Raw genomic sequence first — 26,595 nt, 5'->3', positions numbered from 1 at the left:
CCGATGCAAGATTCCTCTCTGCCTTGCCAGGATGCGCCGCCGCCCTCCGTGGGCGCGGCTTCCCGCCGACACACGCGTGCGGTGGCGGTCAAGTGGGGCGACCGTACGGTCATGGTGGGCGGCGATGCGCCCGTCGTGGTCCAGTCCATGACCAACACCGACACCGCCGACGCGATCGCCACGGCGATCCAGGTCAAGGAACTGGCGCTGGCCGGCTCCGAGCTGGTGCGCATCACGGTCAATACCCCCGAGGCGGCCAAGGAAGTCGTGGCCATCCGCGAACAGCTCGACCGCATGGGCGTCAACGTGCCCCTGGTCGGCGACTTCCATTACAACGGCCATAAGCTCCTGACGCAGTTTCCGGAATGCGCGCAGGCGCTGTCCAAGTACCGCATCAACCCGGGCAACATGGGCGGGGGCAAGCGTCGTGACGACAATTTCGCCCAGATGATCGAAGTGGCTTGCCGCTACGACAAACCGGTGCGCATCGGCGTCAACTGGGGCAGCCTCGATCATGAGCTGATGGCCCGCAAGATGGACGAGAACAACCTGCGCGCCCAGCCCTGGGAAGCGCAGGCCGTCATGCGCGACGCGCTGGTCGTGTCCGCCATCAGCAACGCCCAGCGCGCCGAAGAACTCGGCCTGCGCCGCGACGCCATCATCCTGTCCTGCAAGGTCAGCCACGTGCAGGACCTGATCGCGGTCTATCGCGACCTGTCGGCGCGCTGCGACTACCCGCTGCACCTGGGCCTGACCGAAGCCGGCATGGGCAGCAAGGGCATCGTGGCGTCCACCGCCGCGCTGGCCGTGCTGCTGCAGCAGGGCATCGGCGATACCATCCGCATCTCGCTCACGCCTGAACCCGGCGGCGACCGCAGCCGCGAAGCCGTGGTGGCCCAGGAAATCCTGCAGACCATGGGCCTGCGTGCGTTCACGCCCATGGTGGTGGCCTGCCCCGGTTGCGGCCGCACCAGCAGCACATTCTTCCAGGAACTGGCCGACAGCATCCAGTCCTACCTGCGCCGGCAGATGCCGGTATGGCGGGCGCAATACCCCGGCGTCGAAAGCATGAACGTCGCGGTCATGGGCTGTGTGGTCAACGGGCCTGGCGAAAGCCGCCACGCGGACATCGGCATCAGCCTGCCGGGCACCGGCGAGGTGCCAGCCGCGCCGGTATTCGTCGACGGCGAGCGCACGGTCACCCTGAAGGGCGACCATATCGCCGAAGAATTCCAGGCCATCGTTGAAGACTACGTCGCGCGTCGCTACGGCGCGCTCGCCTCTCATTAAAGAAAGGGTGTCGCCGCCAGCGCGCTTGCCAGCGCGTGATGCGGCATGATCAAGATGACTCAAGCTTTCCAGAAAGTCGCCGCCATCCGCGGCATGAATGACGTGCTGCCCGGGCCCAGCGCCCGCTGGGAGCAATTCGAGGAAATCGTGCGCGGCTGGCTGCGCGGCTACGGCTATCGCAATGTGCGTACGCCCGTGCTTGAGCATACGCGCCTGTTCACGCGCGGCATCGGCGAAGTGACGGACATCGTCGAAAAAGAGATGTACACGTTCACCGATGCGCTCAACGGCGAATCGCTCACCATGCGGCCTGAAATGACGGCCGGCATCGTGCGCGCCTCGATCGAGCACAACATGCTGTACGACCGCCCGCAGCGCGTCTACTCCATCGGCCCCGTGTTCCGCCACGAGCGCCCGCAGCGCGGCCGCTACCGCCAGTTTCACCAGATCGACGTCGAAGCCCTGGGTTTCGCCGGCCCTGATGTCGATGCCGAACTCATCGTCATGCTGGCCCGCCTGTGGAAGCTGCTGGGCCTGACCGACGTGCGCCTCGAACTCAATTCGCTGGGGCAGCCGGCCGAGCGCGCCGCGCACCGCGCCGCCTTGATCGCCCACCTGGAAAAGCACAGCGACATCCTCGACGAAGACGGCAAGCGCCGCCTGTATACGAATCCGCTGCGCGTGCTGGACACGAAAAATCCCGCCATGCAGGAAATGGCCGACAGCGCGCCGCGCCTGTTCGACTTCCTGGGCGAGGAATCCCGCGCGCACTTCGACGGCGTCTGCCAGCGCCTGACCGACGCCGGCATCGAATACCGCCTGAACCCGCGCCTGGTGCGCGGTCTCGACTACTACAACCTGACCGTCTTCGAATGGGTCACCGACCGCCTGGGCTCCCAGGGCACGGTCTGCGGCGGCGGCCGCTACGACGGCCTGATCGAACTGCTGGGCGGCAAGGCTGCGCCCGCCGTCGGTTTCGCCATCGGCATGGAGCGCCTGCTTGATCTCTGGGAACAGAGCGTGCAAGTCGAAGCCCCGGCCGAATGCGACGTCTATGTGGTGCACCAGGGTGAAGACGCCCAGCGCCTGGCCGCCCGGGTTGGTGAAGACCTGCGCGATGCCGGTCTGTCGGTGGTCGTGCACGCCGGCTCGGCCAGCTTCAAGTCCCAATTCAAGCGCGCGGACGCCAGTGGCGCCCGGGTTGCGGTTATCCTTGGCGCCGATGAAGTGGCCTCGCAGACCGCCAGCGTCAAATTCCTGCGCGCCGACACCCAAGGCGACGCCGCGCAGCAGCAAGTCCCGTTGGCGGCCTTGGCCGAAGTATTGAATCACAAGGGTTAGGCATGGCATACGATCTCGAAGAACAGGAAAAACTCGACGCCATCAAGGCATGGTGGGCTCGTTACGGCACCTTGATGGTGTCGCTGCTGACGGCCGTGGTGGTGGCGTGGGGCGGCTGGTGGGGCTGGAAGGCCTATCAATCGCACCGCGCGAACCAGGCCATGGGCTACTTCGAAGCCCTGGAAGATGCTGCCCGCCTGGGCGGCGCCGATTCGTCCGTGCGAATCAAGGCGGCTGCGGCGACCTTGCGTGACCAATACGGTTCCACCGGTTACGCCGCCCGCGGCGCCCTGGTGGCGGCCCAGGCGCTGCAAGCCCAGAAAGACCTCGACGGCGCGCGCCAGCAGCTTGAGTGGCTGGCAGGGCAGGCCAAGAACCCAGCCATGCAGGCCGTGGCGCGCCTGCGCCTGGCGGGCCTGCTGCTCGACCAGAAGCAATACGATGGCGCCCTGGCGCAGTTGAACAACGCCCCGGCGGCCTTCGCGGCCTTGTTTGCCGACCGCCGCGGCGATATTCTCGCTGCGCAAGGCAAGCGCGATGAAGCGCGTGCCGCATGGCAAAGCGCCATCGATGGCCTGGGTACGGCAAATCCGCTGACCCAGGTTGTGCAACTGAAACTGGATGCCCTGAGCGGAGCCTGACTGTAATGCGTAAATTTGCCTTTGGCCGTACGTGGCGTGGCGCGGTTTGCCTGACGGGCCTGCTGGCCCTGGGTGGCTGCGGCCTGTTTTCCCATGACGACGGCCGCTACGACCCCGCTCCGCTGACCGAATACAAGGCCGGCATGTCCGTGCGCCAGGTCTGGTCCACATCCATTGGCAGCGGTTCCGGCCTGGGCTTTGCGCCCACCGTGCTGGGCAGCGCGATCTACGCCGCCACGCCCGACGGCTCGGTCGGCAAGTTTGACCTGCAAAGCGGCCGCCCCATCTGGAAGGCCCAGGCAGGCGTCAAGCTCACCGCCGGCGCCGGCAGCGACGGCACCACCACCGCCGTGGCTTCGCCCGACGGCGACGTGGTCGCTTTCGACGACACCGGCAAGGTCAAATGGAAGGTCCGCGCCACCAGCGACGTCAATATCTCGCCGGTGGTGGGTTATGGCATCGTCGTCGTGCGCAGCGGCGACTATCGCATCCAGGCCTTCGACGCCAATAACGGCGAGCGCCTCTGGAGCGTCCAGCGCCCCGGCCCGGCTCTGGCCCTGCGCAGCGTCGCGCAGATGGTCCTGGCCGAAGGCCTGGTCATCACCGGCCTGCCGGGCGGCAAGCTGATGGCCATCGCCTCGGATAGTGGTAACGTCCAATGGGAAGGCACCGTGGCCACCCCGCGCGGCGCCAGCGACCTCGAACGCCTGACCGACGTGGTCGGCGCGCCCCGCATTGCCGGCAACCTGCTTTGCGCGGTGGCCTACCAAGGGCGTATCGTGTGCTTTGACGTCACGGCTGGCGGCCGTCCGATCTGGGCCAAGGATTTCTCCAGCGTCTCCGGCATGACCCTGGACGAGCGCTTTGCCTACTCGGCCGACCAGAACAGCGTGGTCAACGCCTTCGCGCTGGATAACGGCGGCAACGTCTGGAAGCAGGCTGCGCTGAAAAACCGCCAACTGACGGCGCCTGCCGTGTTGGGCGGCGCGCTGGCAGTCGGCGACCTGGACGGCTATGTGCATTTCCTGTCGCGCAGCGACGGCAGCCTGATGGCGCGCCTGTCGGTTGGCGGCGGCGCCGTCGTGTCGCCGCCCCAGACGACTCCCCAAGGTGTGCTGGTCCAGACGGGCAATGGCAATCTCGTCCTGATCGGTACCAACTAAACCCTAAAAAACAAAGCCTTACACCGTGTCCTTCAAGCCTGTCGTTGCCCTGGTCGGTCGCCCCAATGTGGGTAAATCGACCCTTTTCAACCGCCTGACGCGATCGCGCGCCGCGCTGGTGGCCGATTTTTCCGGCCTGACCCGCGATCGCCACTATGGCGAGGGCAGGGTGGGCGATATCCCGTTCATCGCCATCGACACGGGCGGTTTCGAACCCGTCGCCAAAGACGGCATCCTGCTGGAAATGGCTCGCCAGACCCGGCAGGCCATCGCCGAGGCGGATGTGGTGGTGTTCCTGGTGGACGCCCGCGCGGGCCTGAACGCCCACGACCACGAAATCGCGACCTTGCTGCGCAAATCCGGCCAGCAGCGCGTGCTGTTGGCGGTGAACAAGGCCGAAGGCATGGGCCTGGGCCCGGCCATCTCCGAGTTCCACGAGCTGGGCCTGGGGCAACCCTATCCCATCTCGGCCGCGCACGGCGACGGCATCGTCGACCTGATCGAGCTCGCGCTCAAGGATCTGGCCGAACCGCCCGCCGAAGAAGAAGTCGCCGAAGAGGGCGAGCACGATCACCGTATCAAGCTGGCCATCGTGGGCCGCCCCAACGTCGGCAAGTCCACGCTCATCAACACCCTGATGGGCGAAGAGCGCGTCATTGCGTTCGACATGCCCGGCACCACCCGCGATGCCATCGAAATCGATTTCGACCGCGATGGCCGCCGCTACACGCTGATCGACACCGCCGGTCTGCGCAAGCGCGGCAAGGTGTTCGAAGCCGTCGAGAAGTTCTCGGTCATCAAGACGCTGCAGGCCATCGAGGCCAGCAACGTCGTGCTGCTCATGCTGGACGCGCAAACCGAGATTTCCGAGCAAGACGCCCACATCGCGGGCTTCGTGCTGGAAACCGGCCGCGCGGTGGTGGTCGCCGTCAACAAATGGGACGGCCTGGACGGCGAAGAAAAAGAACGCATCGAGCGCGAATTCCAGCGCAAGCTGCGCTTCCTGTCGTTTGCTCGCGTGCACACCATTTCGGCGTTGCGCGGGCAGGGCATCAAGCCGCTGCTGAAGTCGATCAATTCGGCCCACGCGGCCGCGTTTGCCAAGCTGTCCACGCCCAAGCTCACGCGCGAGCTTCAGGCCGCCATCGAGCAGCAGCAGCCGCCCCGCAAGGGCATCTTCCGTCCCAAGATGCGCTATGCGCACCAGGGCGGTCAGAACCCGCCGCTGGTCGTCATCCACGGCAACGCGCTGGACGCCATTCCGGATTCCTATCGCCGCTACCTGGAAACCCGTTTCCGCAATGCGTTCGATCTGGCCGGCACGCCCCTGCGCATTGAATTCAAATCCTCGCACAACCCCTACGCGCAGGAAGACTGACCCATGAGCCGTTTCTGGAGTCCCGTGGTCGGGACGCTCAGTCCGTATGTTCCGGGCGAGCAGCCCAAGCTTCAGAACCTGGTCAAGCTGAACACCAATGAGCATCCTTACGGGCCGTCGCCCAAGGTGCTCGAGGCGATCCGCGCGGCAAGCGACGACACTCTCAAGCTGTATCCGGACCCGTCTTCCGATCGCCTGCGCCAGGCGATCGCGACCACGGTCGGCGTGGAACCGTCCCGCGTGTTCGTCGGCAATGGTTCGGACGAAGTGCTGGCCCATGCCTTCCTGGCGCTGCTCAAGCACGAGCGTCCGCTGCGTTTTCCCGACATCAGCTACAGCTTCTATCCCGTCTATTGCGGCTTGTACGGTATTGCCTACGAGACCTTGCCCCTGACGGACGATTTCCGTATCGACGTCGAAGACTACCTGCCGGCGCGCCATGGTCAGGCAGGCGCCATCATTTTCCCCAACCCCAATGCCCCCACGGGTCGAGCGTTGACGGTCGCGGAAATCGAACGCATCGTGGCCGGCAACCCGGACGCCGTGGTGGTGGTGGACGAGGCCTATGTCGATTTCGGCGCCGAGTCCGTCATTGGCCTGACCGCGCGCTACGACAACCTGCTGGTGGTCCAGACGCTGTCCAAGTCGCGCTCGCTGGCCGGCCTGCGGGTAGGCTTCGCCGTGGGCAGCCCCGAGCTCATCGATGGACTGGAGCGGGTCAAGAACAGCTTCAATTCCTACCCCGTGGATCGCCTGGCTTCGGCCGGGGCGGTGGCGGCGCTTGAGGATACAGAGTATTTTGAGCAAACCCGCCAGGCCGTGATCCAGACTCGCGCACGGATGGCGGCGGGTCTGGTATCGCTGGGCTTCGAGGTGCTGCCGTCGAGCGCGAACTTCGTGTTCGCGCGGCACGCATCCCGGGACGCCGCGGAACTGGCCGCCGGGCTACGCGCACGCAGCATCATCGTGCGCCATTTCCGGCAGCCACGCATAGACCAGTTTCTACGTATTACAGTGGGCACCGATGAGCAGTGCGAACTGCTTCTGAAGGCGCTCTCCGAGGTCGTCTAAACCACGGCCAGCAAGGCTTTTCCGGCGGAAAACTCTGGTGTCATCTTCGCTTTCGACACAAGTGGCACGGGCCGGGAAAACCCTGTAGAGTACATGTTTCGGCGTGCTCCACCAGTACACGGCGCGCCACCACTCAATAACAAACAAATGGAGCCTGGCCAATGAGCAATAAAGGGCAAACTCTGCAAGATCCGTTCCTGAACACCCTGCGCAAAGATCATGTGCCGGTGTCGATCTACCTGGTGAACGGCATCAAGCTTCAAGGGCAAATCGAATCTTTCGACCAGTACGTGGTGCTGCTGCGTAACACGGTCACGCAAATGGTCTACAAGCACGCCATTTCCACCGTTGTTCCCGCCCGCGCCGTGAATTTCCAGGTGGAAGTCCCTGCTGAGTAATCTCGCTCCTGAAGTACCTTTTATTGCCCGCCGGACGGTCGACGTCGGCGGGCATTTTCGCTTTGGCTCCAATATGGTGCATGTATGCGCGCACTGATTATCAGCGTGGATCTCGGTGATCCCGACTTCACGGCCCACGCCGAGGAATTCGCCATGCTGGCGAAGGGGGCGGGCGCCGAAATCGTCGGCACCCTGACCGCCCGCCGCGACCGCCCCGACGCCAAGTTCTTCATCGGTTCCGGCAAGGCCGACGAAGGCGTCGGCATGGCCCAAGCGCTGCTCGCCGATATCGTGCTGTTCGATCAGCCCCTGTCGCCCGCCCAGCAGCGCAACCTGGAACGCCTGTTCAACCTGCGCGTGGTGGATCGCGTCGCGCTCATCCTCGATATCTTCGCGCTGCGCGCCAAGAGCCACGAAGGCAAGCTGCAGGTCGAACTGGCGCAATTGCAGCACTTGTCCACGCGCCTGACGCGCATGTGGAGCCACCTGGAACGCCAGCGGGGCGGCATCGGCATGCGCGGCCCCGGCGAATCCCAGCTCGAAATGGACCGCCGCATGATCGGCGCCAAGGTCAAGACGCTGCGCGAGCGCCTGGACCGGGTCGAACGCCAACGGGTCACGCAACGGCGCGCGCGCGCACGTGGCGGCGCCTTGTCCGTGTCGCTGGTGGGCTACACCAACGCGGGCAAGTCGACCCTGTTCAATGCGCTGACCCGGGCCGACACCTATGCGGCGGACCAGTTGTTCGCCACGCTGGACACCACCACGCGCCGCATCTGGATCGAAGGGGCGGGCAACGTCGTCGTATCGGATACCGTGGGGTTCATCCGCGACCTGCCTCACGACCTGATCGCCGCTTTCCGCGCCACCCTGGAAGAAACCGTGCATGCCGACCTGCTGCTGCACGTGGTCGACGCGGCCAGTCCGCAGCGCGACGAGCAGATTTTCGAGGTCAATAAAGTCCTGGCTGAAATCGGCGCTGCCAACGTTCCGACCATTCTGGTATACAACAAGATCGACCGGGCCGGTTTGGAACCCCGAGTGGAGCGCGACGCCCATGGTACGATTGCGCGAGTATTTGTAAGCGCCACCGAGCGCGCCGGTCTGGACGCGTTGCGCGGGGCAATGGCGGAGACCGGACAGATTGTGGGAAACAATGCCTCGAATTATCAAACTCTTCAATCTGAATGACCCCGGTTGGGGTCGTGGAAACAACAATGGCTCCGAGCCGCCGCCCAAGCGGCCTCAAGGCAACGGAGACGGTCCTCCAGACCTCGATGAGGTCTGGCGCGATTTCAATAATCGCATCGGATCGTTATTCGGCCGTAAAGGCGGGGGCGGCAACAATCGCCCGGGCGGCAATCGGGGCGGCATGACGCCGCCTTCGCCGCGTGGCGCACGCATCGGACTGGGAGTGATCGCCCTGGTCGCGGTCGGCATCTGGGCGGCCAGTGGCTTCTATATCGTCCAGGAAGGCCAGGTCGCCGTCGTCACCCAGTTCGGCAAGTACAAGAGCACGTCGCAGGCCGGTTTCCAATGGCGCCTGCCGTATCCCATCCAAAGCCACGAAATGGTCAACGTGTCGCAGCTGCGCACGTTCGAAGTCGGTTTCCGTGGCGGTTCGCGCAACAAGGTCTTGCCTGAAGCGCTGATGCTCACGACGGACGAGAACATCGTCGACATGCAGTTCGTCGTGCAGTATCGCCTGCGTGCGGATGGCGCACCCGACTACCTCTTCATGACCCGCGACCCGGACGACTCCGTGCGCCAGGCGTCTGAAACCGCCATGCGCGAAGTGGTCGGCAAGCAGTCCATGGACTTCGTCCTGTACGAAGGCCGTACGACCGTTGCTTCGCAGGTCCAGACGCTGATGCAGCAGATTCTCGACCGCTACCAGACCGGTGTGCAGGTCAGCACGGTCGCCATCCAGAACGTGCAGCCGCCCGAACAGGTGCAAGCCGCGTTCGACGACGCCGTCAAGGCGGGCCAGGATCGCGAGCGCCAGATCAACGAAGGCCAGGCCTACGCCAACCAGGTCGTGCCGCTGGCCAGCGGTCAGGCCTCGCGCATGACCGAACAGGCCGAAGGCTACAAGGCCAAGGTCGTGGGCGATGCGCAAGGTAATACGTCGCGCTTCACCAGTATCCTGGGCGAATACGAGAAGTCACCCGTGGTCATGCGCCAGCGCATGTACCTGGAGAGCATGCAGGACATCTTCACGCGTGCCAGCAAGGTCATGGTCGACACCAAGAGCAACAACAACATGCTGTATCTGCCCTTGGACAAGATCATGCATCTGGCGGCTCAAGACGCCAGCAAGTCCGCGGTAGGCAACCCCGGTTCGCCTGCATTGATCAGCCCGCCCGTCCAGCCGCCTCTGCGTGGCAATGCGGTGCCGGTGCCCCAGCCTTCCGGCAGCAGCAATAGCAACGCGCTGCCCCGCGACCGTACGTCGCGCTAACCCGGAGGAGTCCTGATCATGCAACGTCTTATGCCTATCCTGGTCGGCCTGCTCATCGTGCTGGCCGCCCTTTCTTCCTGCGTGTTCGTGGTGCGCGAGCGCGACTACGCCCTGGTGTTCTCGCTGGGTGAAGTGCGCAAGGTCATCAATGAACCCGGCCTGTACTTCAAGGCGCCGCCGCCGTTCCAGAACGTGGTGACGCTGGACAAGCGCATCCTCACCATCGAAACCAACGAAGCCGAGCGTATCCAGACTTCCGAAAAGAAGAACCTGCTGATCGACTCGTACGTCAAGTGGCGCATCGCGGACCCCCGCCTGTACTACGTGACCTTCGGCGGCAACGAGCGTGCGGCGCAAGAGCGCCTGCAAGCTCAGATCCGCGATGCCTTGAACGCCTCGGTCAACGTGCGCACCGTGCGCGACGTGGTGTCGACCGAACGCGACAAGATCATGGCCGAAATCCTGACCAACGTCGCCAAGCGCGCCGAGCCGTTGGGTGTGCAGATCGTCGACGTGCGCCTGCGCCGCATCGAGTTCGCACCCGAGATCTCGGAATCGGTGTACCGCCGTATGGAAGCGGAGCGTACGCGCGTCGCCAACGAACTGCGTTCCATCGGTGCCGCCGAGGGCGAGAAGATCCGCGCCGAGGCCGACCGCCAACGCGAAGTGATCGTGGCCCAGGCCTATGCCAAGGCCCAGGGCATCATGGGTGAGGGCGACGCCGCCGCCGCCGCGATCTATGCGCAGGCCTATGGCAAGAACCCGCAGTTCTACACGTACTACAAGAGCCTGGAAGCCTACCGCGCTTCGTTCTCGAAGCCGGGTGACGTGCTGGTGGTCGACCCCAGCTCCAGCTTCTTCCAGTTCATGAAGGACCCGGCTGGCCAGGCCCTGGCGCCGGTCACCGTGCCCGCCGCGAAATAAGGCTTTACCGCCCGCGGCAACGCAAAAGCCCCTTGGTCAGCCAAGGGGCTTTTTTCTGGCAGATTGCGCAATAGGGGACGGCGTTACGCCCTGGATACCCCGGCTGGCGCTCACCGCTGAACCATGTACAATACCGCGTAAGCTAGAAAACATTCCGCAGCGGCTGAGCGGGCTTACGCCCCCTCAGCCGCTTTTTCGTTTGGGCGACGCCCACGCATCTCTAGGCGTTATTCAGGTAAACATTCATGGGTAACTGGTTGCTGCCCGAGAGCCTTGCCGACGTACTTCCGGCAGAGGCCCGGCGCATCGAGGAATTGCGCCGCGAACTTCTCGATCTGTACCGTACTTACGGCTTCGAGCTGGTCGCGCCGCCCCTGGTCGAGTACATCGATTCATTGCTGTCCGGTACCGGCAGCGATCTGGATCTGCGTACCTGCAAGCTGGTCGACCAGCTGTCGGGCCGCACGTTGGGCGTACGCGCCGACATGACTCCCCAGGTGACGCGCATCGACGCACACTTGTTGAACCGCGCCGGCGTTACCCGCCTGTGCTATTGCGGCAACGTGCTGCATGCCCGCCCGGCGGACTTGCTGTCCAGCCGCGAGCTGCTGCAGATCGGCGCCGAAATCTACGGCCATGCCGGCTTTGAAGCCGACCTGGAAATCATTCAGCTGGTGCTGGAAACGGTCGCCATCGCAGGGGTACGCAATCCCCGGCTGGATCTGTGCCATCCGGGCGTGCTGCGCGGCATCGTCGAATCGGATCCCGCTGCCGCGGCCGTGTCCCAGGACATCATCCGCCTGATGCGCGAAAAAGACGTGCCGGGGCTGGTCGAGCTGGCAGAGCGCAAGCCCGGCATGCGGGCCGAAACGCTCAAGGCGCTGCAACTGCTGCCCAAGCTGTATGGCGGCCCCGAAGTGCTCAAGCAGGCGCGCCGCGAGCTGCCTTTGCTGCCGGATGTGGCTGCCGCGCTGGATGCGTTGCAGGTGCTGGTGGATGCCATGCCCAATGTGGCGTTCGGTATTGACCTGGCCGACGTCAATGGCTACGGCTACCACTCGGGCGTGAAGTTCGCGCTGTACGCCGAGGGCTGGCGCGATGCGCTGGTGTCGGGTGGCCGCTACGACGATGTCAGTCGGGCGTTCGGGCGTGCGCGTCCGGCCACCGGCTTCAGTCTTGATTTACGCAAACTGGCGGCGGGTTTGCCGCCAGCGGAACGGGCGCGTGCAGTTCGCGCGCCCTGGGGGCAAGCCCCCGCCCTGACCGAGGCGGTTCGCCGTCTGCGCCGGTCGGGTGAGATTGTCGTTCAGGTATTGCCCGGTCACGAGCAGGATCAGGACGAATTCGTTTGCGATCGCGAGCTGGCGCTGCAAGACGGCGCCTGGACGGTCAGAACGCTGTGACTAACTCCCTCTCGGTAACGAGGGGGCCGCGGGGAGATTTCCGGATTTCCCGAGAAACTCGATATTGATTCGTAACATGAGCAAGAACGTAGTCGTAATCGGCACCCAGTGGGGTGACGAGGGCAAGGGCAAGATCGTTGACTGGCTGGCGGAATCCGTCCAGGGCGTGGTCCGCTTCCAGGGTGGCCACAACGCTGGCCATACGCTGTGGATCAATGGCAAGAAGACGATTCTTCGCCTGATTCCGTCCGGCATCATGCATCCCGGCGTCACGTGCTTCATCGGCAACGGTGTCGTGCTGTCTCCGGAAGCCCTGCTCAAGGAAATCGAAGAGCTCGAGGCCGCCGGCCTGGACGTGCGCTCGCGCCTGCGTATTTCCGAGATCTGCCCGCTGATCCTGCCGTACCACGTGGCCGTCGACAAGGCGCGCGAAGCGCGCAAGGGCGAAGGCAAGATCGGCACGACCGGTCGCGGTATCGGCCCGGCCTATGAAGACAAGGTCGCTCGCCGCGCGCTGCGCGTGCAGGACCTGTTCAACCCCGCGCTGTTCGACGAAAAGCTCGCCGAAGTGCTGGATTACCACAACTTCGTGCTGACCCAGTACCTGGGCGCCGAAGCCGTCTCGGCCAACGAAGTGCGCGATCAAGCCATGGCTCTGGCCCCGGCGATCGCCCCGATGGTCGCGGACGTTTCCAGCACGCTGTTCGCCATGCAGCAGGAAGGCAAGCGCCTGCTGTTCGAAGGCGCGCAAGGCGCATTGCTCGACGTCGACCACGGCACCTACCCCTTCGTCACCAGCAGCAACTGCGTTGCGGGCGCTGCTTCGGCGGGCGCGGGCGTGGGTCCCCAGTCGCTGGACTACGTCCTGGGCATCACCAAGGCTTACACGACGCGCGTCGGTTCTGGCCCGTTCCCCACGGAGCTGGTCGACGAAATCGGTACGCGCCTGGCCACCATCGGCAAGGAATTCGGTTCGGTCACCGGCCGTCCGCGTCGTTGCGGCTGGTTTGATGGCGCCGCCCTGAAGCGTTCGGTGCGCCTGAACGGCATCACCGGCCTGTGCATCACCAAGCTGGACGTGCTGGACGGCCTGGAAACCATCCAGCTGGGCGTCGGCTATCGCGTCAACGGCGAGTTCCGCGATGTGCTGCCCTACGGCGCCCACGCCGTGGCGCAAGCGCAGCCGGTGCTGGAAGAGCTGCCGGGCTGGAGCGAATCGACCGTCGGCATCACCGAATACGACAAGCTGCCTGAAGCCGCCCGCCGTTACCTCGAGCGCGTGGCCGAAGTCTGCGGCGTGCCGATCGACCTGGTGTCCACCGGCCCCGACCGCAACGAAACCATTGTGCTGCGTCACCCCCTGAAGGGCTGACATCGGGTTATTATTCCCAAGGCCGCCGCCGGTCTCATACCGGCGGCGGCCTTTTCGTATTTTCACGCAGGAGATCCTTGCCTATGAGCGCGCCGACCAATGACGATAGCCATCTGTGGGTGACGTGGGACGACTACAACCGTTTGATCGAACGCCTGGCCTTGCAGGTGCATCAATCGGGTTGGGAGTTCGACAAGATTTTGTGCCTGGCGCGCGGCGGTATGCGTGTCGGCGACGTTATGTCCCGTATTTTTGATGTGCCGTTGGGCATTCTGGCGACCAGCAGCTACCGCGAAGCGGCCGGCACGAAGCAGGGCGACATGGATATTGCGCAGTTCATCACCATCACGCGCGGCACGTTGTCCGGGCGGGTGTTGCTGGTGGACGACATGGTCGATACCGGCAAGACGTTCATGAAGGTGTACGACCACCTCAAGAGCCAATTCGCCGACATCACCGAATTGCGCAGCGCCGTGCTGTGGTGGAAGGGGCATTCCCAGGCGCAGCCTGACTATTACGTCGACAAGCTGCCGACCAACCCCTGGATCCACCAGCCGTTCGAAGACTACGACAGCCTGCGTCCGCATCAGCTCGAGGCCTGGATCCGCAAAGGGTCGAAGGGTTGACGTGTTTCAGGGGACGGAATGCCTGGCAATGTATGGCGCCAGACCGTTCCCCTGGTAGTCAAAACGGCCATGACCATGCTAGAATCGCTGGTTATCGCTAAACCGAACTTGGCTTGTTACTCTTTGGGTAGTCTTTGGGTAACGGAAACAGCCAGCCAAAGTTAGCACTGCAAGGCGTCTGGGGGCAGGGTTTGTCCCCTGCCGGAATCCACACGAAACCATGCAGCGCTGCTGGCAAGCAAGCCAGGTTTGTCATCAACTTTTGTTACCCTACAAGCAGGCCAATCACTTTATGCCTATCGTTCGACTGAAGGAAAACGAACCGTTTGAAGCCGCTCTGCGCCGCTTCAAGCGCACCATCGAAAAGACCGGTTTGCTCACCGAGCTGCGTTCGCGCGAGTTCTACGAGAAGCCCACGGCCGAGCGCAAGCGCAAGCATGCCGCCGCTGTGAAGCGCCACTACAAGCGCATCCGTAGCCAACAACTGCCCCCGCGCCTGTATTGATCTTTGATTCCAGAATCTATTGATTCCAGAATCATTCATCCAGGAACTACTCGCCCGGGTCGACGTCGTCGACGTAGTCGGGCGGTATGTGCAGTTGCGAAAGGGTGGGGCCAACTTGCTTGGCCTATGCCCCTTTCATAACGAAAAAAGCCCGTCGTTCACTGTCAGCCCCACCAAGCAGTTCTATCACTGCTTCGGTTGCGGAGCGCATGGCAGCGCCATCACCTTCCTGATGGAACACACGGGCGCCAGTTTCCCCGAGGCCGTGCGCACGCTCGCGGCTTCGGCGGGAATGACGGTCCCCGAAGAAAATCGCAGCCCCCGCCAACAGCAGGAAACCGCGCGCCGCAAGGCCGAGGAGTCCCGCCATACGCAGGTGCTGGACGCCGCACAGGCCCACTATCTGAAGCAGTTGCGCGCATCGCCTGCGGCGATCCGCTATCTGAAGCAGCGTGGCCTGACTGGCGAAATCGCGGCGCATTTTGGCTTGGGCTGGTCGGGTACCGACCGGCACGGGCTGTCCCAGGTTTTTCCCAATTACGAAGACCCCACCTTGGTGGAGTCCGGGCTCGTCATCGAATCCGAAGACGGGCGCCGCTACGATCGCTTCCGCGAACGGGTCATGTTCCCGATCCGCAATGCGCGCGGCAGCTTGATCGGTTTCGGCGGCCGCATCATCGGCAAAGGCGAGCCCAAGTACCTGAATTCGCCCGAAACCCCGCTGTTCTCCAAGGGCCAGGAGCTGTACGGCCTGTGGGAAGCCCGCCAGGCGATTCGCCAGGAAGGGCAGATCATCGTGGTCGAAGGCTACATGGACGTGGTGGGCCTGGCGCAGCAGGGCATCGCCAACGCGGTGGCTACGCTGGGCACGGCCACCACGCCGGATCACGTCAAGAAGCTGCTGCGTTCCAGCGACAAGGTCATCTTCAGTTTTGACGGCGACGGCGCGGGCCGGCGTGCCGCGTGGCGCGCCCTGCAGGCTTGCCTGCCGGTGTTGCGCGACGATATCGCCATCCGATTCCTGTTCCTGCCGACCGAGCACGACCCGGATTCGTACGTCCGCGAGCTGGGGCCTGAGGCCTTCCGTGCGTGCCTGGGCGAGGCGGTGGCGTTGTCGCGCTTCCTGCTCGACGAATTGGCATCGCGGCACAACATGGACGAGGCCGAGGGTCGAGCCAGTTGCCTGCATGAGGCCAAGCCCTTGTTGGCGGCCATTCCCGAATGCGCCTTGCGCGTGCAGATCGAACGCGAGATGGCCAAGCTGGTGCAACTGACGCCTGAAGAAATGGCGCAGGTGCTGGCGCAGCAGCCGGCCAAGCCTTTCGGTGCACCGGCCAAGCCGGCGGCCGGCGAGACGCATGCGGCCGCGCCGCAGCACGATGGCGGCCATCCGGACGCGGGCTACGATTTTGGCGGCCACGATTTTCATGACATCCCCGCCGACGACGGCGAATACGTCGATGTCGGCCAGTTTTCGTCGCCGGGCGGTGAGCCGGGTGGCGGGGGCAATTGGGGCGGCGGTTCCGGCAAGCAAGACTGGAAAGGCCAGGGCGACTGGAAAGGCAAGAGCGACTGGAAGGGCAAAGGTGACTGGAAAGGCGGCAAAGGCAACTGGAAGCGTCGCGACGACGTTGGCGGCTTCGAAGGCCGCCGCACCATGCCGTCACTGGCCAAGCGCTTGTTGGGACTGCTGCTTGCTCACCCCGAGCTGGTGGACTCCATGGGCGACCAGCAGCTTGAAGTCATCGATCATGGCCCCCATCTAGGATTGGTAAGGGACTTGATCATGCTGGCGCAATCCAGCGGGGCCCGCCATGTGGGAGCCTTGTTGGAAGCGGCCGAGCCGGATTCTGATCTGGCGACTGTGCTCAAGGGGCTGCGTGCCGACATCCTGTCGCAGGAAGATCTGCCTGATCCGCAGACCGAGTGGGACGACGCCCTGCGCAGGATCGAATTCGATTCGGCCAAGGCCGAAATGGCGAAATTGGCGGCCACGGGTTTGACGACGGATGAGCAGCGCAAGCGCTATCTGGAGCTGTCCAGCCGCATGACGGTACTGAAAGGTGCCGGTGTGCGGTAAATGCGGTAAAATCAAGGGTTTTCCGCAGCAAACAGGCGTTGGTAGCAGATTTTGCAGTACTGAATATCAGCTGAATCTGTTGGGAAGCGTCGGGCAGTAGCTCGAGAGTAGAGAAAAGAGAGCAGGGAAAGAGAGCAGGAAAAAATACGGTGAGCGGAATCTATTGCCGCCGCCGGAATCTAATAGTTATGCAGTTTGACGGGCAGGCAGGCTGAAGTATCCGCCAGCAGGTATTGGCCAGCAGTAATGGCAGTAGTGCCTAGTGTCGCCGGTGGCATCGCCAGTAGTTCGGGCGAGAGACCCGGACCAGTACCGGATGATCGGGAAAGTCCCAGGGCGACGCAGCGGAAAAAAAGCGGACGTGCGCGTCAAATTTGTTACATAGTTAATTACTATAGCTGAGCGGTGAATTACGCAGTTCGGCGACGGGTATCTCCGTGTAGCGTTTGTGGTTTGGGTGCTGTGTCTATCTAGCTGCCAAGGGCAATGACCCGTTAGCAAGCACAGCCTATTTATAGGCAGACAGCCCCCCCAACGCCCGGGTTCCGCCGCCGGATGAGGCCATGCACGTCAGGCGCCCAGCCGGTATTGCACCGGAACGGCGCCAAGCGGGCTCGCAAGAGCTGGCGCTGCGAACAACGCAGCCGCAGGGCCTCAGCCGATTCACCAGTTTTACCCGTATTGACGCCGCAAAGGGCCTTTGCCCGGAGGCGGCGTTGTACGGTGCAACATGCCCAAACGGGTTGCGACGACCACGGAAGCGACTATGACCAAATCCACCGGCAAATCCTCCTCTGCAATTGATGCGACCGATACGCAGGCCACGACGGCCAAGCGTGTCGTCAGCATGGCGGCGGAAAAAGCGCCCGCCAAGACGGCGGTGAAGGTCGCCAAGCCTGCAGCCAAGACGGCCGCCAAGAAGGCGGCGGCGAAGACGGCAGCGGCAGACAAGCCCGAGAAGGTGACCAAGGCTCGCGCCAAGAAGGCCGAAGACAAGCTCGCCGACCTGGTCGGCAGCGCGCGTCCGGTCCCCAGCGGCCGCCGCCCGGGCCGTCCCGCCAAGAACGCGAACAACGATTCCGACGGTTTCGATGACGCGATGGACGGCGAAGGCGAAGTGTTGCCTGACCTGAAGCCGCCCAAGCGCGGTGGCAAGCGCGGCAAGGCAGATCCCAAGGATCTGATCGCCCGCGGTCCCGTCACGCCCGAAGAATACGAAGCCCGCCGCAACCGCCTGAAGCAGTTGATCAAGCTGGGCAAGGATCGCGGCTACCTGACCTACGGCGAAATCAACGACCACCTGCCCGACGACCTCGTCGATGCGGAAGCCATCGACGGCATCATCAGCACGTTCAGCGACATGGGCATCGCGGTCTACGACCAGGCGCCCGATGCCGAAACGCTGCTGATGAGCGAAAACGCGCCGGTCGCGTCCAACGACGATGACGTCGAAGACGAAGCCGAAGCCGCCCTGACCACCGTGGACTCCGATTTCGGCCGCACCACGGACCCCGTCCGCATGTACATGCGTGAAATGGGTTCGGTGGAGCTGCTGACCCGCGAAGGCGAAATCGAAATCGCCAAGCGTATCGAAGACGGCCTGAAGCACATGGTCATGGCCATCTCGGCCTGCCCGACCACCATCAACGAAATCCTGGCGCACATCCTGCGCGTTCGTGATGGTCAAGCGCAGATCGACGAAGTGGTCGATGGCCTGGTGGATCCGGAAGACGGCGAAGAATACGCCGGCGCCGGTGTCACCGCCGACGAAGACGAAAGCGACGACGGCCCCGCGGGCGGCATGTCCAGCAAGCAGCTGGAAGACCTGCGCGTGAAGGCGCTGGCCAAGTTCGACGAGGTCAGCAAGCAGTTCGACAAGATGCGCCTGTCGTACGAGAAGGACGGCTACAAGTCGGACGTCTACGTGCGCGCCCAGGAATCGATCCAGAACGAACTGATGGGCATCCGCTTCACCGCCAAGATGGTGGAAAAGCTGGCCGACACGCTGCGTAACCAGGTCGAAGAAGTGCGCCAGCTTGAACGCGCCGTCCTGCACACGTGTGTGGACCGTGCCGGCATGCCGCGCACGCACTTCATCAAGGTGTTCCCGGGCAACGAAACCAATCTGCAGTGGGTCGTGGACGAAGTGGCCGCCGGCCATCCGTACGCCGAAACGCTCGAGCGCCAGATCCCCGCCGTTCAGGAACTGCAGCAAAAGCTGATCGACCTGCAAACGCGCGTCGTGCTGCCGCTCAAGGACCTGAAGGACGTCAACAAGCGCATGGCCACCGGCGAAGCCAAGGCTCGCAAGGCCAAGCGCGAAATGACCGAGGCCAACCTGCGTCTGGTAATCTCGATCGCCAAGAAGTACACGAACCGCGGCCTGCAGTTCCTGGACCTGATCCAGGAAGGCAACATCGGCCTGATGAAGGCGGTGGACAAGTTCGAGTACCGTCGTGGCTACAAGTTCTCGACGTATGCAACGTGGTGGATTCGCCAGGCGATCACCCGTTCCATCGCCGACCAGGCACGCACCATCCGTATCCCGGTCCACATGATCGAAACGATCAACAAGATGAACCGGATCAGCCGTCAGATTCTGCAGGAAACCGGCGCCGAGCCGGATCCCGCGACCCTGGCGCAGAAGATGGACATGCCCGAGGACAAGATCCGCAAGATCCTGAAGATCGCCAAGGAACCGATCTCCATGGAAACGCCGATCGGCGACGACGACGATTCGCATCTGGGCGACTTCATCGAAGACACCTCGACGCTGGCGCCTTCCGATGCCGCGCTGCATGGTTCCATGCGCGACGTGGTCAAGGAAGTGCTAGACTCTCTGACCCCGCGGGAAGCCAAGGTTCTGCGCATGCGTTTCGGTATCGAAATGAGCACCGACCAGACCCTGGAAGAAGTGGGCAAGCAGTTCGACGTCACGCGTGAGCGCATTCGCCAAATAGAGGCTAAAGCGCTGCGCAAGCTGCGTCACCCGAGCCGGGCCGACAAGCTGAAGAGCTTCCTGGAAGGGCAGTAAGTTTCCTGGGCCTCTAGCTCATGCCTGGTTAGAGCAGCGGACTCATAATCCGTTGGTGCCGAGTTCGACTCTCGGGGGGCCTACCAAAGAAAGACGCGGGTCTTGGAGGAATCCAAGACCCGTTTTCTTTTCCGCAATCCTGGGCCTTTTCCGCAAATCGGCTTACCGCGTAGGCGCCGCCTTGTCGCCCTTGCGGCGCCGGACGTACTTTTCGGTCGTCGTGACCGAGCCATGGCCGAGCTGTTTCTGGGCCTGGCGGATGTCGCCCGCGGCTTCGGTCTTGTCGGTGCCGGCCTTGGCGCGCAGGTCGCGGAACTGGAACGCAGCCTTGGGTACGCCGGCCGCCTGGCGGGCCTTGTCGAACCGGTCGCGCAGCGCGCCTGGCGTCAGCGGAAGGCCGGATTCGTTCACCACCAGGTACAGGCTGACCACCTTGTTGTCGGCGCGGTAGCGGGCCTTTCTGGCCTTGATCCGGTCGACCACCTGCGCCAGCTCGCCGGTGATCTCGATGCGCAGCTTCTGGGCCGTCTTGCCCTGGCGCACATGCAGGAAGCCGTCGCGCATGTCCGTCTCCAGAAACCGCAGGGTGTCGGCCGGCCGCTGGCCCGCCAGGTAGGCCAGGTCCATGGCGTCCTGCAGCGGCTCGTCGGCGGCCTTCCAGACCTGCGCATAGGTGTCGTCCTCGACGTAGGTGTCGCGGCCGCGCTCCTTGTTCTTGCGCACGCCCTGGGCAGGGTTCGGCGCGTCGGTCAGGCCGATCTCGCGGGCGTAGTTGAAAATGGCGCTGAACAGCGCGATTTCGCGGTTGGCGCGCACGTGGCCGGCATCGGGCGGCACGGGCCGGCCCTTCTCGCGGAACCAGTCCGCCGCTTTCCCCATGCGCCAGCGGATGTAACGGGTGACGTGGACAGGCTTGATCAACTCCAGCGCCACCGGCGGCTTGTCGAAGATCTCGCACAGGAATTCGAGTTCGATCTGGTTCCCGTCCTGCGTGCGCGGTGCCTTCGTCGGCACGATGTCGGCGAAGTATCGGTTGGCGGCCTGGCGGAAGGTTACCTGGCCGGCGGCGCCGACCGACTGCTGCGTGAGCTGGCCCCAGCGGCGCATGGCCTCGACGAAGTCGGACCCCAGCGGCTCTTCCTTGCGCGGCTTGCCGCCCAGGTCGAAGTAGTAGTACGTCTTGGCGCCGCGGTGGCGCGCGCGCATGCCAGGCGGCAGGCGATTGCGGGTAGGCTTGCGCCCCATGCTCATGCTCTCCAGGCGTCAGGGGTCCATTCGGCGTTGGCCGGCTCGGCCGCGCGCTGGCGCTGGCCATCCACGGCGCTGCGCGCGACTATAGCCCGGCCGGCCCGGTTCACATGCGCCGGGTATCCGTGGGCGAGAAGCCATTCCACCTGCAGGACAGGGTAGGGCTTGCCCTTCGTGCCGCGCCGAATACCGGTCATCTCGGCGACCTCGGCCGGGCTCAGGAACGTCTCGGTAATGGCGCGTTCGGTCATTGGTTCACCTCGTCCGGTTGCATCTGCAGCACGCGCCTGGCCGCCGCGATGCGGATTGCCTGCATGTCGCGGAGTGCCCAGTAGCATCCCAGCGTGGTCCGCTGCACAGGCTCGATGCCAAGGGCTAGCAGGTCGCCGACAGAGGGCTTCATGCCCAGGCGTTCGCCGACCTGCGTGGTGGTCAGTACGGGAATCCCGTTTTGGATCTCGATTTGCGGTCGTCGCATCATTGCTCCTTCGGCGCCGCGGCCGGAGCTTGGTGTTGGGCTGCGTGTGCCATCTACATCTCCTTCTTGTCGGTGTCCGGCTTCATAAACGTCAGCCAGTGGGTCTTTTCGCGCTTGCCGGACTTGTGGCCAAACAGCGGGCGGTGCTCGGTCAGCGCCAGGATCTGGCTGACGGGGATTTGCACCTCGGCCCACTTGAAAATCAGCACGCCGGCCGGCTTCAGCACTCGGAAGCACTCGGCCAGGCCGCGCCGCAGATCATCCTGCCAGTCGTCACCCAGGATTCCGTACTTGGCGCGCAGCCACGAATCCCGGCCGGCGCGGCGCAGGTGGGGCGGATCGAACACCACCAGGCTGAATGAGTCGGCGGCGAACGGCATGGCGCGGAAGTCCATGTTCAGATCCGGCGTGATGTTGAAGGCCCGGCCGTCGCACAGGGTGTGTTCCTCGCTGCGGATATCGCCGAACAGGGCGCGCTGATCCTGGCGGTCGAACCACATCATCCGGCCGCCGCAGCAGGGGTCCAGGATCGCTACGTCACTCATCATGTACCTCCAAAGCCTGCCCCGAGATGCGCCCGGTTTCCTTGAGGGCTTCGAGTTGCAATTGGGCGTGTTCATCGCTGATGGCGTAGATGTGGCATGCATAGGTGCCATCCGGGCTGTCGAAATCGACCGCGTAGGGATGCCACACGCGGCCCTGGGCGTCCTTGCAACTGGTCGGGTAGGGGATGTGGTCATTCATCGCGTTCCCCTTGTTCGGGCTGGGTGGCAGAAAGGGCGGAGCGCTGCCGACGGTGTATTTCGTAGTCGCTCACGAACTCGCCGCAGTCCGGGCAGGCGTAGCCCTGACGATCACCAGCGCGATAGACGCGAGCGTGCTTGCAGTCATCCCCGGCGCGCTGCTGGCCGCCGTCCTTGTCCGCCTGGGTCTTGAGTGAGCGGATAGCTGCGTCGATCAGGCTTGGCGTGCGGTGTGCAGGGTCGGGCGTGTCAGCGTCCGGCATGCGGATGTAGCCAAACTCGATGCCGTTGCGGATGAATCGCTGCGCAGACTCCAGCGCTGCCAGCACCTGGGTGCGCACCGCCTCGCTGGCCTGGGGCGCGGCACGATGAGCAATATGCTTGCGCCAGATCGTGGCCGCCGCGTACAGATCACTTTGCGCCTGTGACCCCGGCGGCTGGTCGTCGGCCATGTTGTCCAGCCGCTCGGCCACGTTTTCGCCTGGGTAGTTCTTCGCCTCCCCGGCTACAGGGGCGCTATCAGGCAGCGTCGGATCTTTCGGCAGCACCCACGGTGAACGCTCGCGTTCCTGGCGGTGGATTTCCTCCATCGTGCCCGGCTCGGCTACAGGGGCGCTTGCCACGGGTGCGGCGAGCCGGCACGACGGGCACCCGGCACCCTGGAACACCGCACCGCAGTTGGCGCAACGATGAGTCAACGGCACATCGGCTACAGGGGCGCTTGCCAGGGCGGCGCGAAACTCGTAGACGGCCTGGCTGATGGTGCAGAGGTTCTCGCTTCCGACCCGCGTTGATTTTCCGCGATAGACGGCGCCCCGCTTGGTCGTGTAGGCGACAGGAGTAAGGGCCAGTGCGAAGCGTTCGGCGAGCGTATCCGCCGCCCGCTCATCGGCTACAGGGGCGCGCACCTGGGACAGCGCCTGCTCAACATGCGAGCGCACGGTGGCGCAGGGTATCGTGGCGTTCGGCCAGGGTTGCGTGAGGCGCATCAGCTCGTTCAGGTGATGCTCTGCCGTCAGCTCGCGCTGGGTGATGTCGTCTTGTTGGGTCATGCTGCTTTCCTTTTCTCAATGCGGCAGCGCCGGGCTACCTCGATAAGCCACGCGGCCAATTGGGGGGGGGTATGCTCACGTTCCGCCTTGGTAATGTGCGGGCGGTAGTCCTGACGCTTGCGGGACTGCACGACGTGGCTTGCTTCTCCCAGAACCAGGGGGACGGGTGGCATATCGACAGGCGCTACACCCACGATGTAGAACCAGGTCGCTTTCTCAGCCTTGTGCCCCCACCACATCTGCGGTGCGGCAAAGGTCCAACCGCCGTACTGATCACGGGTGCCACCAGGCCGCGGCAACATCTGGGCATCCAACAGCGTGCTGCCAGCTGGATGCTCCAGGACGCCGCCGAATTCGCGCACCAGGGCCACGGCTAAGCGGGCAAGGTTCATTTCGTCTGGGCGAGGATTAGCGAAGGCTCGGAGACGGCCCCATGCACGACACGGCGGGTGCGCCACCACGGGCATGCCGCCCTGAAATGTTCGGGCGTCGCGTTCGATGTCGAATACGTCCACGCCGGGCAGCGTCTTGTAGGTACTGTCCTGACGAGCGAACAAGACGGCTACGTCCATGCTCACCTCCCCGCGCCCTGGCCGCTCTGCTGGGCCGAAAGGGCGGCTTTCATTTCGTGCAGTTCGTCTACCGCCCGCTGCAACAGTCGGCCGTAGAAATCAGCCTTGAATTCCGCGACAGACAGGCGATCGGCTAAAGCGGTGGATTTGCGGCCCGCGGCGTACCCGGAGGAATAGCCGTTTTCGTAGACCCGCTCGCTCCTGCTTTTCGGCGTAGAGGCCATCACGCATCCCCCTTACGTTGGGCTGCAATGGCGGCGTCGATGGCCGCGTCGCAGAACTCGGCGACGGCCGAACCGGGTTCAGGCCATCCTGGTATCGAAGCCGGGAGATTGATCGCCTGCATGGCGCACGTTCCATCACCGTTTCCGGTCAGGCACAGCTTGCGGCGAACGAATCTCCACCGAGCCGCATCCAGCGCATCGCCAGCAGCGGGAGCGGCAACGGCAGGCATGAATGCGCCCGGCCAGGTCGCGTTCAAGCGTTGGCAGATTTCCTCCAGGCCATACTTTTTGTCGGGCCAGTTGTCGGCGATGTAGTCGGCCAGCCGGTCGAGAGCCACGGGGCTATCCTGCGAATCCTCTACCGTGGATACGGGGGCAGCAGGGGCGGCGCCAGGCTCGGCTGGCAGCGGCATCCAGTGCGTGGGTGTGATTCGCCAACAATTCGGAATTTCCTCGGCTTCGACGGCGGTTTCGAACCAACCTTCCTCAACATCGTCAGGATCTTCCCAGTGGTTCGCGATGTAGTCGAAGGACATCCACTGCCCACGAACCGTGCGCCATTTGCCGAGGGAATTCCGGTAGCCAAGCAGCAGCGTGCGGCCCGTTTTGGGCGCGCTCTCGATGGGCAGCCAGCCATCGGCCGGCACCGCGGGCGCGGCGCAGTCCGGGCACGGTTCGGCGTTCAGGATGATGCCAACTGCGCCCTGGTCGTTGCAGGTCAGGCAGGCCGGTGCAGCAGGGGCGGCGGCAAGCATGGCGGCGTAGATGAAATACGGCTCGTCCTTGTGCGACAGGCCGGCGTTCACGCCTTCAATGACCATCGCATCAGTCGGTTCAATCGGAACCAGCTTGAAGCCGGCGGGAATGGTGGTCATGTCAGGCTCCAGTGGCGCGCGCGGCGTCCAGTTCGGCAAGGATTTGGGTTTGGCGCAGCAGGTCGGACGCGTCAGCCTGGGTCAGGCCGGCGCCGATGCGGCGAAGGGTGGGTATCTCGGCCTGCAGGGCGGCCATCAGGGGCCCGTCGATGGGCATGCCCACGTCCAAACGGTTGGCAAGCTGGCGCAGCGCTGCGGCCTTGAACGGGCTGCCGTGGCGGGTGGCCCACATATCGAAGAAGTCGGCCATGCCCGAGATAGCCGGCGCGCTGGCGTACCATTCGCCGTCGGCGACGCAGTGGAAAATCGGCGTGCCGCGGGCGTCGGTGGTTATCGTGCCGTCGCGCTCGATCTGGTCGATGATCGCTTCCAGCGGCGCCAGGGTCTGCTGGGCCTTGATCAGCATCGGCAGGCGGGCCGGGCTGTCCGGCCGGCGAGTGGCGCGCACGCGGGCCTGCTGCTTTTCGAGCATGCGGCGCTGCTGGCGGTTCATGGAGGGGTTCATGATCAGCAGGAGCAAGTGAAGAACGAGCCGCGGTGGTCTTCCTGGACCGTTTTGCCGGTCACTGCTTCGTAGTGTGGCCAGAAGGCATTGGGTACGCTTTCACCCTCAAGCAGGCCGCCGAAGCACAGGTATTCACCCCATCCGCCGCGCTCTTGGCTTTCGACGTAGTCGCGCGCGCCGTCCATGACGATGTTGTAGTCAAGCGGGATGGTTGCGCACCAGTCTCGGATCCACTTTTCAGACGGATGCATGCTGGCCGACGCAGCATCAGCGCCTGTTTCACCGGATGCCGGAAAGCTGGGATGCTCCCAGACGTGACGCAGCGAGGTAATCTGGCGCGGATACACCACGAGCCAGAATCGTTCGCCCGTCGATACGGGGCCTTCCAGGAATGGGTCCACGATGCCGACCGGATTGCCGCGCGTGCCGGTGTACGCTTTGCCATCGATGATGCAGATGTGCTCGCCGGGGGAAAGGCGGCTGCCGGCCTCGATCGGCTCCACGCCCAGGTGGATCGCGTCGCGCTTTTCGGCATGCTGGTGGATTTTGCCCAGGGTTTCCAGGGCGTCGGTATGAGGGGTGCGGGTATCTGCGCTCATCGTCGTTCTCTGTGTATGGTGGCCGGCGGGGAGCGCCGCGCCGGCCGTGGGGTTACGCCGCTTCGGGTTCCAGGTTCAGGCCCAGCGAGCCCTGCTTGTCGACGGCGGGCGTGACGCTGATATCGACCTCGCCACCCAGGACCTCGTACAGGCGCTTGATCTGCTCGCCCGTGGGGTTGCACTTGACGCGGAAGCCATAGCGAGCGCTGCCGCCTTCCATCAGGTCCACCGAGAAGTGGTCAACGTCGGCCGTCTCGAAGTCGATGTCGGACGCGCCGCCCAGGCCAAAGCCGATCACGACCTGCGCACCCTTCAGTTCGTGCTTGAGGCGCAGCGCGCCGATCAGGTCGCCGAACTTGCGCACGGTCAGCGCATCAGCCGGGCTGCCTTCGAAGATTTCTTCCTGTTCAGGCGGCGTCTCTTCGCGGCGATACAGCGCATCGCGCAGCACAGGGTGGAACATGGCCAGCAGGCCATTGCTCTCTGTGAAGGCGATCTTCAGGTCCGCGCCGCCGACTTTCTCGTCGCCGTGGTTCTCGGGGCGCACGTTCAGGTGCGCGAGGGTGACTTTCTGGCTTTCCAGGCTGAACATTCGTCAGTCTCCTAGGTTGT

The 26,595-nt window shown here is 64.1% G+C and carries 27 protein-coding genes, 1 tRNA gene and 1 pseudogene; 17 read left to right on the top strand and 12 right to left on the bottom strand.

Going from position 1 to position 26,595, the window contains the following annotated elements; genetic code table 11:
• Positions 1-3: 3 nt before the first annotated feature.
• The 17 genes and pseudogenes from ispG to HV798_RS10380 all read left to right on the top strand — a co-directional run bounded on the left by ispG (position 4) and on the right by HV798_RS10380 (position 19,773).
• Positions 4-1,290, top strand: a complete 1,287-nt coding sequence (ispG, locus tag HV798_RS10460; RefSeq protein WP_025135218.1) for a flavodoxin-dependent (E)-4-hydroxy-3-methylbut-2-enyl-diphosphate synthase — start codon at positions 4-6, stop codon at positions 1,288-1,290.
• 54 nt (positions 1,291-1,344) lie between these two features.
• Positions 1,345-2,631 (top strand): histidine--tRNA ligase, encoded by a 1,287-nt coding sequence (hisS, locus tag HV798_RS10455; RefSeq protein WP_175192633.1) that lies wholly within the window; start codon positions 1,345-1,347, stop codon positions 2,629-2,631.
• A 2-nt stretch (positions 2,632-2,633) separates the two neighbouring features.
• On the top strand, positions 2,634-3,272 hold the full coding sequence (locus tag HV798_RS10450; protein ID WP_025135220.1) for a YfgM family protein: 639 nt from the start codon (positions 2,634-2,636) through the stop codon (positions 3,270-3,272).
• A gap of 5 nt (positions 3,273-3,277) precedes the next feature.
• On the top strand, positions 3,278-4,435 hold the full coding sequence (gene bamB / locus HV798_RS10445) for an outer membrane protein assembly factor BamB (protein WP_175192632.1): 1,158 nt from the start codon (positions 3,278-3,280) through the stop codon (positions 4,433-4,435).
• A 25-nt stretch (positions 4,436-4,460) separates the two neighbouring features.
• Positions 4,461-5,813 carry a ribosome biogenesis GTPase Der gene (der, locus tag HV798_RS10440; RefSeq protein WP_025135222.1) on the top strand — a complete coding sequence of 451 codons (1,353 nt, stop codon included), beginning with the start codon at positions 4,461-4,463 and terminating at the stop codon, positions 5,811-5,813.
• A 3-nt stretch (positions 5,814-5,816) separates the two neighbouring features.
• Positions 5,817-6,884 (top strand): histidinol-phosphate transaminase, encoded by a 1,068-nt coding sequence (hisC, locus tag HV798_RS10435; protein ID WP_175192631.1) that lies wholly within the window; start codon positions 5,817-5,819, stop codon positions 6,882-6,884.
• A 161-nt stretch (positions 6,885-7,045) separates the two neighbouring features.
• Positions 7,046-7,282, top strand: coding sequence for an RNA chaperone Hfq (hfq, locus tag HV798_RS10430; RefSeq protein ID WP_006218585.1), 237 nt, complete (start codon positions 7,046-7,048; stop codon positions 7,280-7,282).
• 81 nt (positions 7,283-7,363) lie between these two features.
• Positions 7,364-8,473: pseudogene (gene hflX / locus HV798_RS10425) on the top strand (GTPase HflX); the annotation flags it as partial.
• Entirely contained in the window at positions 8,439-9,743 is a 1,305-nt protein-coding gene (gene hflK, locus HV798_RS10420; RefSeq protein WP_025135225.1) for an FtsH protease activity modulator HflK, read from the top strand. The pseudogene hflX and the gene hflK, both read left to right, overlap by 35 nt.
• An 18-nt stretch (positions 9,744-9,761) precedes the next feature.
• Positions 9,762-10,667, top strand: coding sequence for a protease modulator HflC (hflC, locus tag HV798_RS10415; protein WP_025135226.1), 906 nt, complete (start codon positions 9,762-9,764; stop codon positions 10,665-10,667).
• A 245-nt stretch (positions 10,668-10,912) separates the two neighbouring features.
• Positions 10,913-12,070, top strand: coding sequence for an ATP phosphoribosyltransferase regulatory subunit (locus HV798_RS10410; protein ID WP_175192629.1), 1,158 nt, complete (start codon positions 10,913-10,915; stop codon positions 12,068-12,070).
• A gap of 76 nt (positions 12,071-12,146) precedes the next feature.
• On the top strand, positions 12,147-13,442 hold the full coding sequence (locus tag HV798_RS10405; RefSeq protein WP_029953375.1) for an adenylosuccinate synthase: 1,296 nt from the start codon (positions 12,147-12,149) through the stop codon (positions 13,440-13,442).
• A gap of 83 nt (positions 13,443-13,525) precedes the next feature.
• Entirely contained in the window at positions 13,526-14,068 is a 543-nt protein-coding gene (locus HV798_RS10400) for a phosphoribosyltransferase (protein ID WP_025135229.1), read from the top strand.
• A gap of 292 nt (positions 14,069-14,360) precedes the next feature.
• Positions 14,361-14,573: a 30S ribosomal protein S21 gene (gene rpsU / locus HV798_RS10395; RefSeq protein WP_006218592.1), complete on the top strand. Its 213-nt coding sequence runs from the start codon at positions 14,361-14,363 to the stop codon at positions 14,571-14,573.
• A gap of 19 nt (positions 14,574-14,592) precedes the next feature.
• Entirely contained in the window at positions 14,593-16,653 is a 2,061-nt protein-coding gene (gene dnaG / locus HV798_RS10390) for a DNA primase (RefSeq protein ID WP_175192628.1), read from the top strand.
• Between the two features lie 766 nt (positions 16,654-17,419).
• Complete coding sequence (gene rpoD, locus HV798_RS10385; protein ID WP_025135231.1) at positions 17,420-19,687, top strand: RNA polymerase sigma factor RpoD; 2,268 nt, start codon at positions 17,420-17,422, stop codon at positions 19,685-19,687.
• A gap of 7 nt (positions 19,688-19,694) precedes the next feature.
• Positions 19,695-19,773, top strand: a tRNA-Ile gene (locus HV798_RS10380).
• 76 nt (positions 19,774-19,849) lie between these two features.
• Here the strand turns inward: HV798_RS10380 and HV798_RS10375 are convergent.
• From HV798_RS10375 to HV798_RS10320, 12 genes are read right to left on the bottom strand one after another with little or no spacing between them, the layout of a single operon-like run.
• On the bottom strand, positions 19,850-20,932 hold the full coding sequence (locus tag HV798_RS10375) for a tyrosine-type recombinase/integrase (RefSeq protein WP_175216404.1): 1,083 nt from the start codon (positions 20,930-20,932) through the stop codon (positions 19,850-19,852).
• A 2-nt stretch (positions 20,933-20,934) separates the two neighbouring features.
• A complete protein-coding gene (locus tag HV798_RS10370) occupies positions 20,935-21,186 on the bottom strand; it encodes a DUF4224 domain-containing protein (protein ID WP_175216403.1) in 252 nt (83 codons plus the stop codon).
• Positions 21,183-21,413, bottom strand: coding sequence for a hypothetical protein (locus HV798_RS10365; RefSeq protein ID WP_175216402.1), 231 nt, complete (start codon positions 21,411-21,413; stop codon positions 21,183-21,185). Before HV798_RS10365 ends, HV798_RS10370 begins: the two co-directional genes overlap by 4 nt.
• A gap of 53 nt (positions 21,414-21,466) precedes the next feature.
• Complete coding sequence (locus HV798_RS10360) at positions 21,467-21,958, bottom strand: class I SAM-dependent methyltransferase (protein WP_175216401.1); 492 nt, start codon at positions 21,956-21,958, stop codon at positions 21,467-21,469.
• Entirely contained in the window at positions 21,951-22,157 is a 207-nt protein-coding gene (locus HV798_RS10355; RefSeq protein WP_175216400.1) for a hypothetical protein, read from the bottom strand. Before HV798_RS10355 ends, HV798_RS10360 begins: the two co-directional genes overlap by 8 nt.
• Complete coding sequence (locus HV798_RS10350; RefSeq protein ID WP_175216399.1) at positions 22,150-23,208, bottom strand: hypothetical protein; 1,059 nt, start codon at positions 23,206-23,208, stop codon at positions 22,150-22,152. Before HV798_RS10350 ends, HV798_RS10355 begins: the two co-directional genes overlap by 8 nt.
• Complete coding sequence (locus HV798_RS10345) at positions 23,205-23,780, bottom strand: hypothetical protein (RefSeq protein ID WP_175216398.1); 576 nt, start codon at positions 23,778-23,780, stop codon at positions 23,205-23,207. Before HV798_RS10345 ends, HV798_RS10350 begins: the two co-directional genes overlap by 4 nt.
• Before the next feature lie 2 nt (positions 23,781-23,782).
• Positions 23,783-24,004, bottom strand: a complete 222-nt coding sequence (locus HV798_RS10340) for a hypothetical protein (RefSeq protein WP_175216397.1) — start codon at positions 24,002-24,004, stop codon at positions 23,783-23,785.
• The gene (locus tag HV798_RS10335; protein ID WP_175191961.1) at positions 24,004-24,879 is read right to left on the bottom strand and encodes a hypothetical protein; all 876 of its coding nucleotides are present in this window, start codon (positions 24,877-24,879) and stop codon (positions 24,004-24,006) included. Before HV798_RS10335 ends, HV798_RS10340 begins: the two co-directional genes overlap by 1 nt.
• Position 24,880: 1 nt before the next feature.
• A complete protein-coding gene (locus tag HV798_RS10330) occupies positions 24,881-25,372 on the bottom strand; it encodes a hypothetical protein (protein ID WP_175216396.1) in 492 nt (163 codons plus the stop codon).
• 14 nt (positions 25,373-25,386) lie between these two features.
• Positions 25,387-25,983, bottom strand: a complete 597-nt coding sequence (locus HV798_RS10325) for a hypothetical protein (RefSeq protein ID WP_175216395.1) — start codon at positions 25,981-25,983, stop codon at positions 25,387-25,389.
• Positions 25,984-26,035: 52 nt separating this feature from the next.
• Positions 26,036-26,575 carry a hypothetical protein gene (locus tag HV798_RS10320; protein WP_025137741.1) on the bottom strand — a complete coding sequence of 180 codons (540 nt, stop codon included), beginning with the start codon at positions 26,573-26,575 and terminating at the stop codon, positions 26,036-26,038.
• Between the last annotated feature and the right edge of the window lie 20 nt (positions 26,576-26,595).

The sequence above is a fragment of the Achromobacter deleyi genome, from assembly GCF_902859705.1.
In the GTDB taxonomy this organism is placed as follows: domain Bacteria; phylum Pseudomonadota; class Gammaproteobacteria; order Burkholderiales; family Burkholderiaceae_B; genus Achromobacter; species Achromobacter deleyi.
Note: the sequence above shows the minus strand (reverse complement) of the source record. Positions and strands in the feature narration are given on the sequence as shown.

What these genes read in the sequence shown, in the direction of transcription:
- ispG (WP_025135218.1), top strand. Translation starts at nt 4, where the DNA reads ATGCAAGATTCCTCTCTGCCTTGCCAGGATGCGCCGCCGCCCTCCGTG.
- hisS (WP_175192633.1), top strand. Translation starts at nt 1,345, where the DNA reads ATGACTCAAGCTTTCCAGAAAGTCGCCGCCATCCGCGGCATGAATGAC.
- HV798_RS10450 (WP_025135220.1), top strand. Translation starts at nt 2,634, where the DNA reads ATGGCATACGATCTCGAAGAACAGGAAAAACTCGACGCCATCAAGGCA.
- bamB (WP_175192632.1), top strand. Translation starts at nt 3,278, where the DNA reads ATGCGTAAATTTGCCTTTGGCCGTACGTGGCGTGGCGCGGTTTGCCTG.
- hisC (WP_175192631.1), top strand. Translation starts at nt 5,817, where the DNA reads ATGAGCCGTTTCTGGAGTCCCGTGGTCGGGACGCTCAGTCCGTATGTT.
- hfq (WP_006218585.1), top strand. Translation starts at nt 7,046, where the DNA reads ATGAGCAATAAAGGGCAAACTCTGCAAGATCCGTTCCTGAACACCCTG.
- hflK (WP_025135225.1), top strand. Translation starts at nt 8,439, where the DNA reads ATGCCTCGAATTATCAAACTCTTCAATCTGAATGACCCCGGTTGGGGT.
- hflC (WP_025135226.1), top strand. Translation starts at nt 9,762, where the DNA reads ATGCAACGTCTTATGCCTATCCTGGTCGGCCTGCTCATCGTGCTGGCC.
- HV798_RS10410 (WP_175192629.1), top strand. Translation starts at nt 10,913, where the DNA reads ATGGGTAACTGGTTGCTGCCCGAGAGCCTTGCCGACGTACTTCCGGCA.
- HV798_RS10405 (WP_029953375.1), top strand. Translation starts at nt 12,147, where the DNA reads ATGAGCAAGAACGTAGTCGTAATCGGCACCCAGTGGGGTGACGAGGGC.
- HV798_RS10400 (WP_025135229.1), top strand. Translation starts at nt 13,526, where the DNA reads ATGAGCGCGCCGACCAATGACGATAGCCATCTGTGGGTGACGTGGGAC.
- rpsU (WP_006218592.1), top strand. Translation starts at nt 14,361, where the DNA reads ATGCCTATCGTTCGACTGAAGGAAAACGAACCGTTTGAAGCCGCTCTG.
- rpoD (WP_025135231.1), top strand. Translation starts at nt 17,420, where the DNA reads ATGACCAAATCCACCGGCAAATCCTCCTCTGCAATTGATGCGACCGAT.
- HV798_RS10375 (WP_175216404.1), bottom strand. Translation starts at nt 20,932, where the DNA reads ATGGGGCGCAAGCCTACCCGCAATCGCCTGCCGCCTGGCATGCGCGCG.
- HV798_RS10370 (WP_175216403.1), bottom strand. Translation starts at nt 21,186, where the DNA reads ATGACCGAACGCGCCATTACCGAGACGTTCCTGAGCCCGGCCGAGGTC.
- HV798_RS10365 (WP_175216402.1), bottom strand. Translation starts at nt 21,413, where the DNA reads ATGCGACGACCGCAAATCGAGATCCAAAACGGGATTCCCGTACTGACC.
- HV798_RS10360 (WP_175216401.1), bottom strand. Translation starts at nt 21,958, where the DNA reads ATGAGTGACGTAGCGATCCTGGACCCCTGCTGCGGCGGCCGGATGATG.
- HV798_RS10355 (WP_175216400.1), bottom strand. Translation starts at nt 22,157, where the DNA reads ATGAATGACCACATCCCCTACCCGACCAGTTGCAAGGACGCCCAGGGC.
- HV798_RS10350 (WP_175216399.1), bottom strand. Translation starts at nt 23,208, where the DNA reads ATGACCCAACAAGACGACATCACCCAGCGCGAGCTGACGGCAGAGCAT.
- HV798_RS10345 (WP_175216398.1), bottom strand. Translation starts at nt 23,780, where the DNA reads ATGGACGTAGCCGTCTTGTTCGCTCGTCAGGACAGTACCTACAAGACG.
- HV798_RS10340 (WP_175216397.1), bottom strand. Translation starts at nt 24,004, where the DNA reads ATGGCCTCTACGCCGAAAAGCAGGAGCGAGCGGGTCTACGAAAACGGC.
- HV798_RS10335 (WP_175191961.1), bottom strand. Translation starts at nt 24,879, where the DNA reads ATGACCACCATTCCCGCCGGCTTCAAGCTGGTTCCGATTGAACCGACT.
- HV798_RS10330 (WP_175216396.1), bottom strand. Translation starts at nt 25,372, where the DNA reads ATGAACCGCCAGCAGCGCCGCATGCTCGAAAAGCAGCAGGCCCGCGTG.
- HV798_RS10325 (WP_175216395.1), bottom strand. Translation starts at nt 25,983, where the DNA reads ATGAGCGCAGATACCCGCACCCCTCATACCGACGCCCTGGAAACCCTG.
- HV798_RS10320 (WP_025137741.1), bottom strand. Translation starts at nt 26,575, where the DNA reads ATGTTCAGCCTGGAAAGCCAGAAAGTCACCCTCGCGCACCTGAACGTG.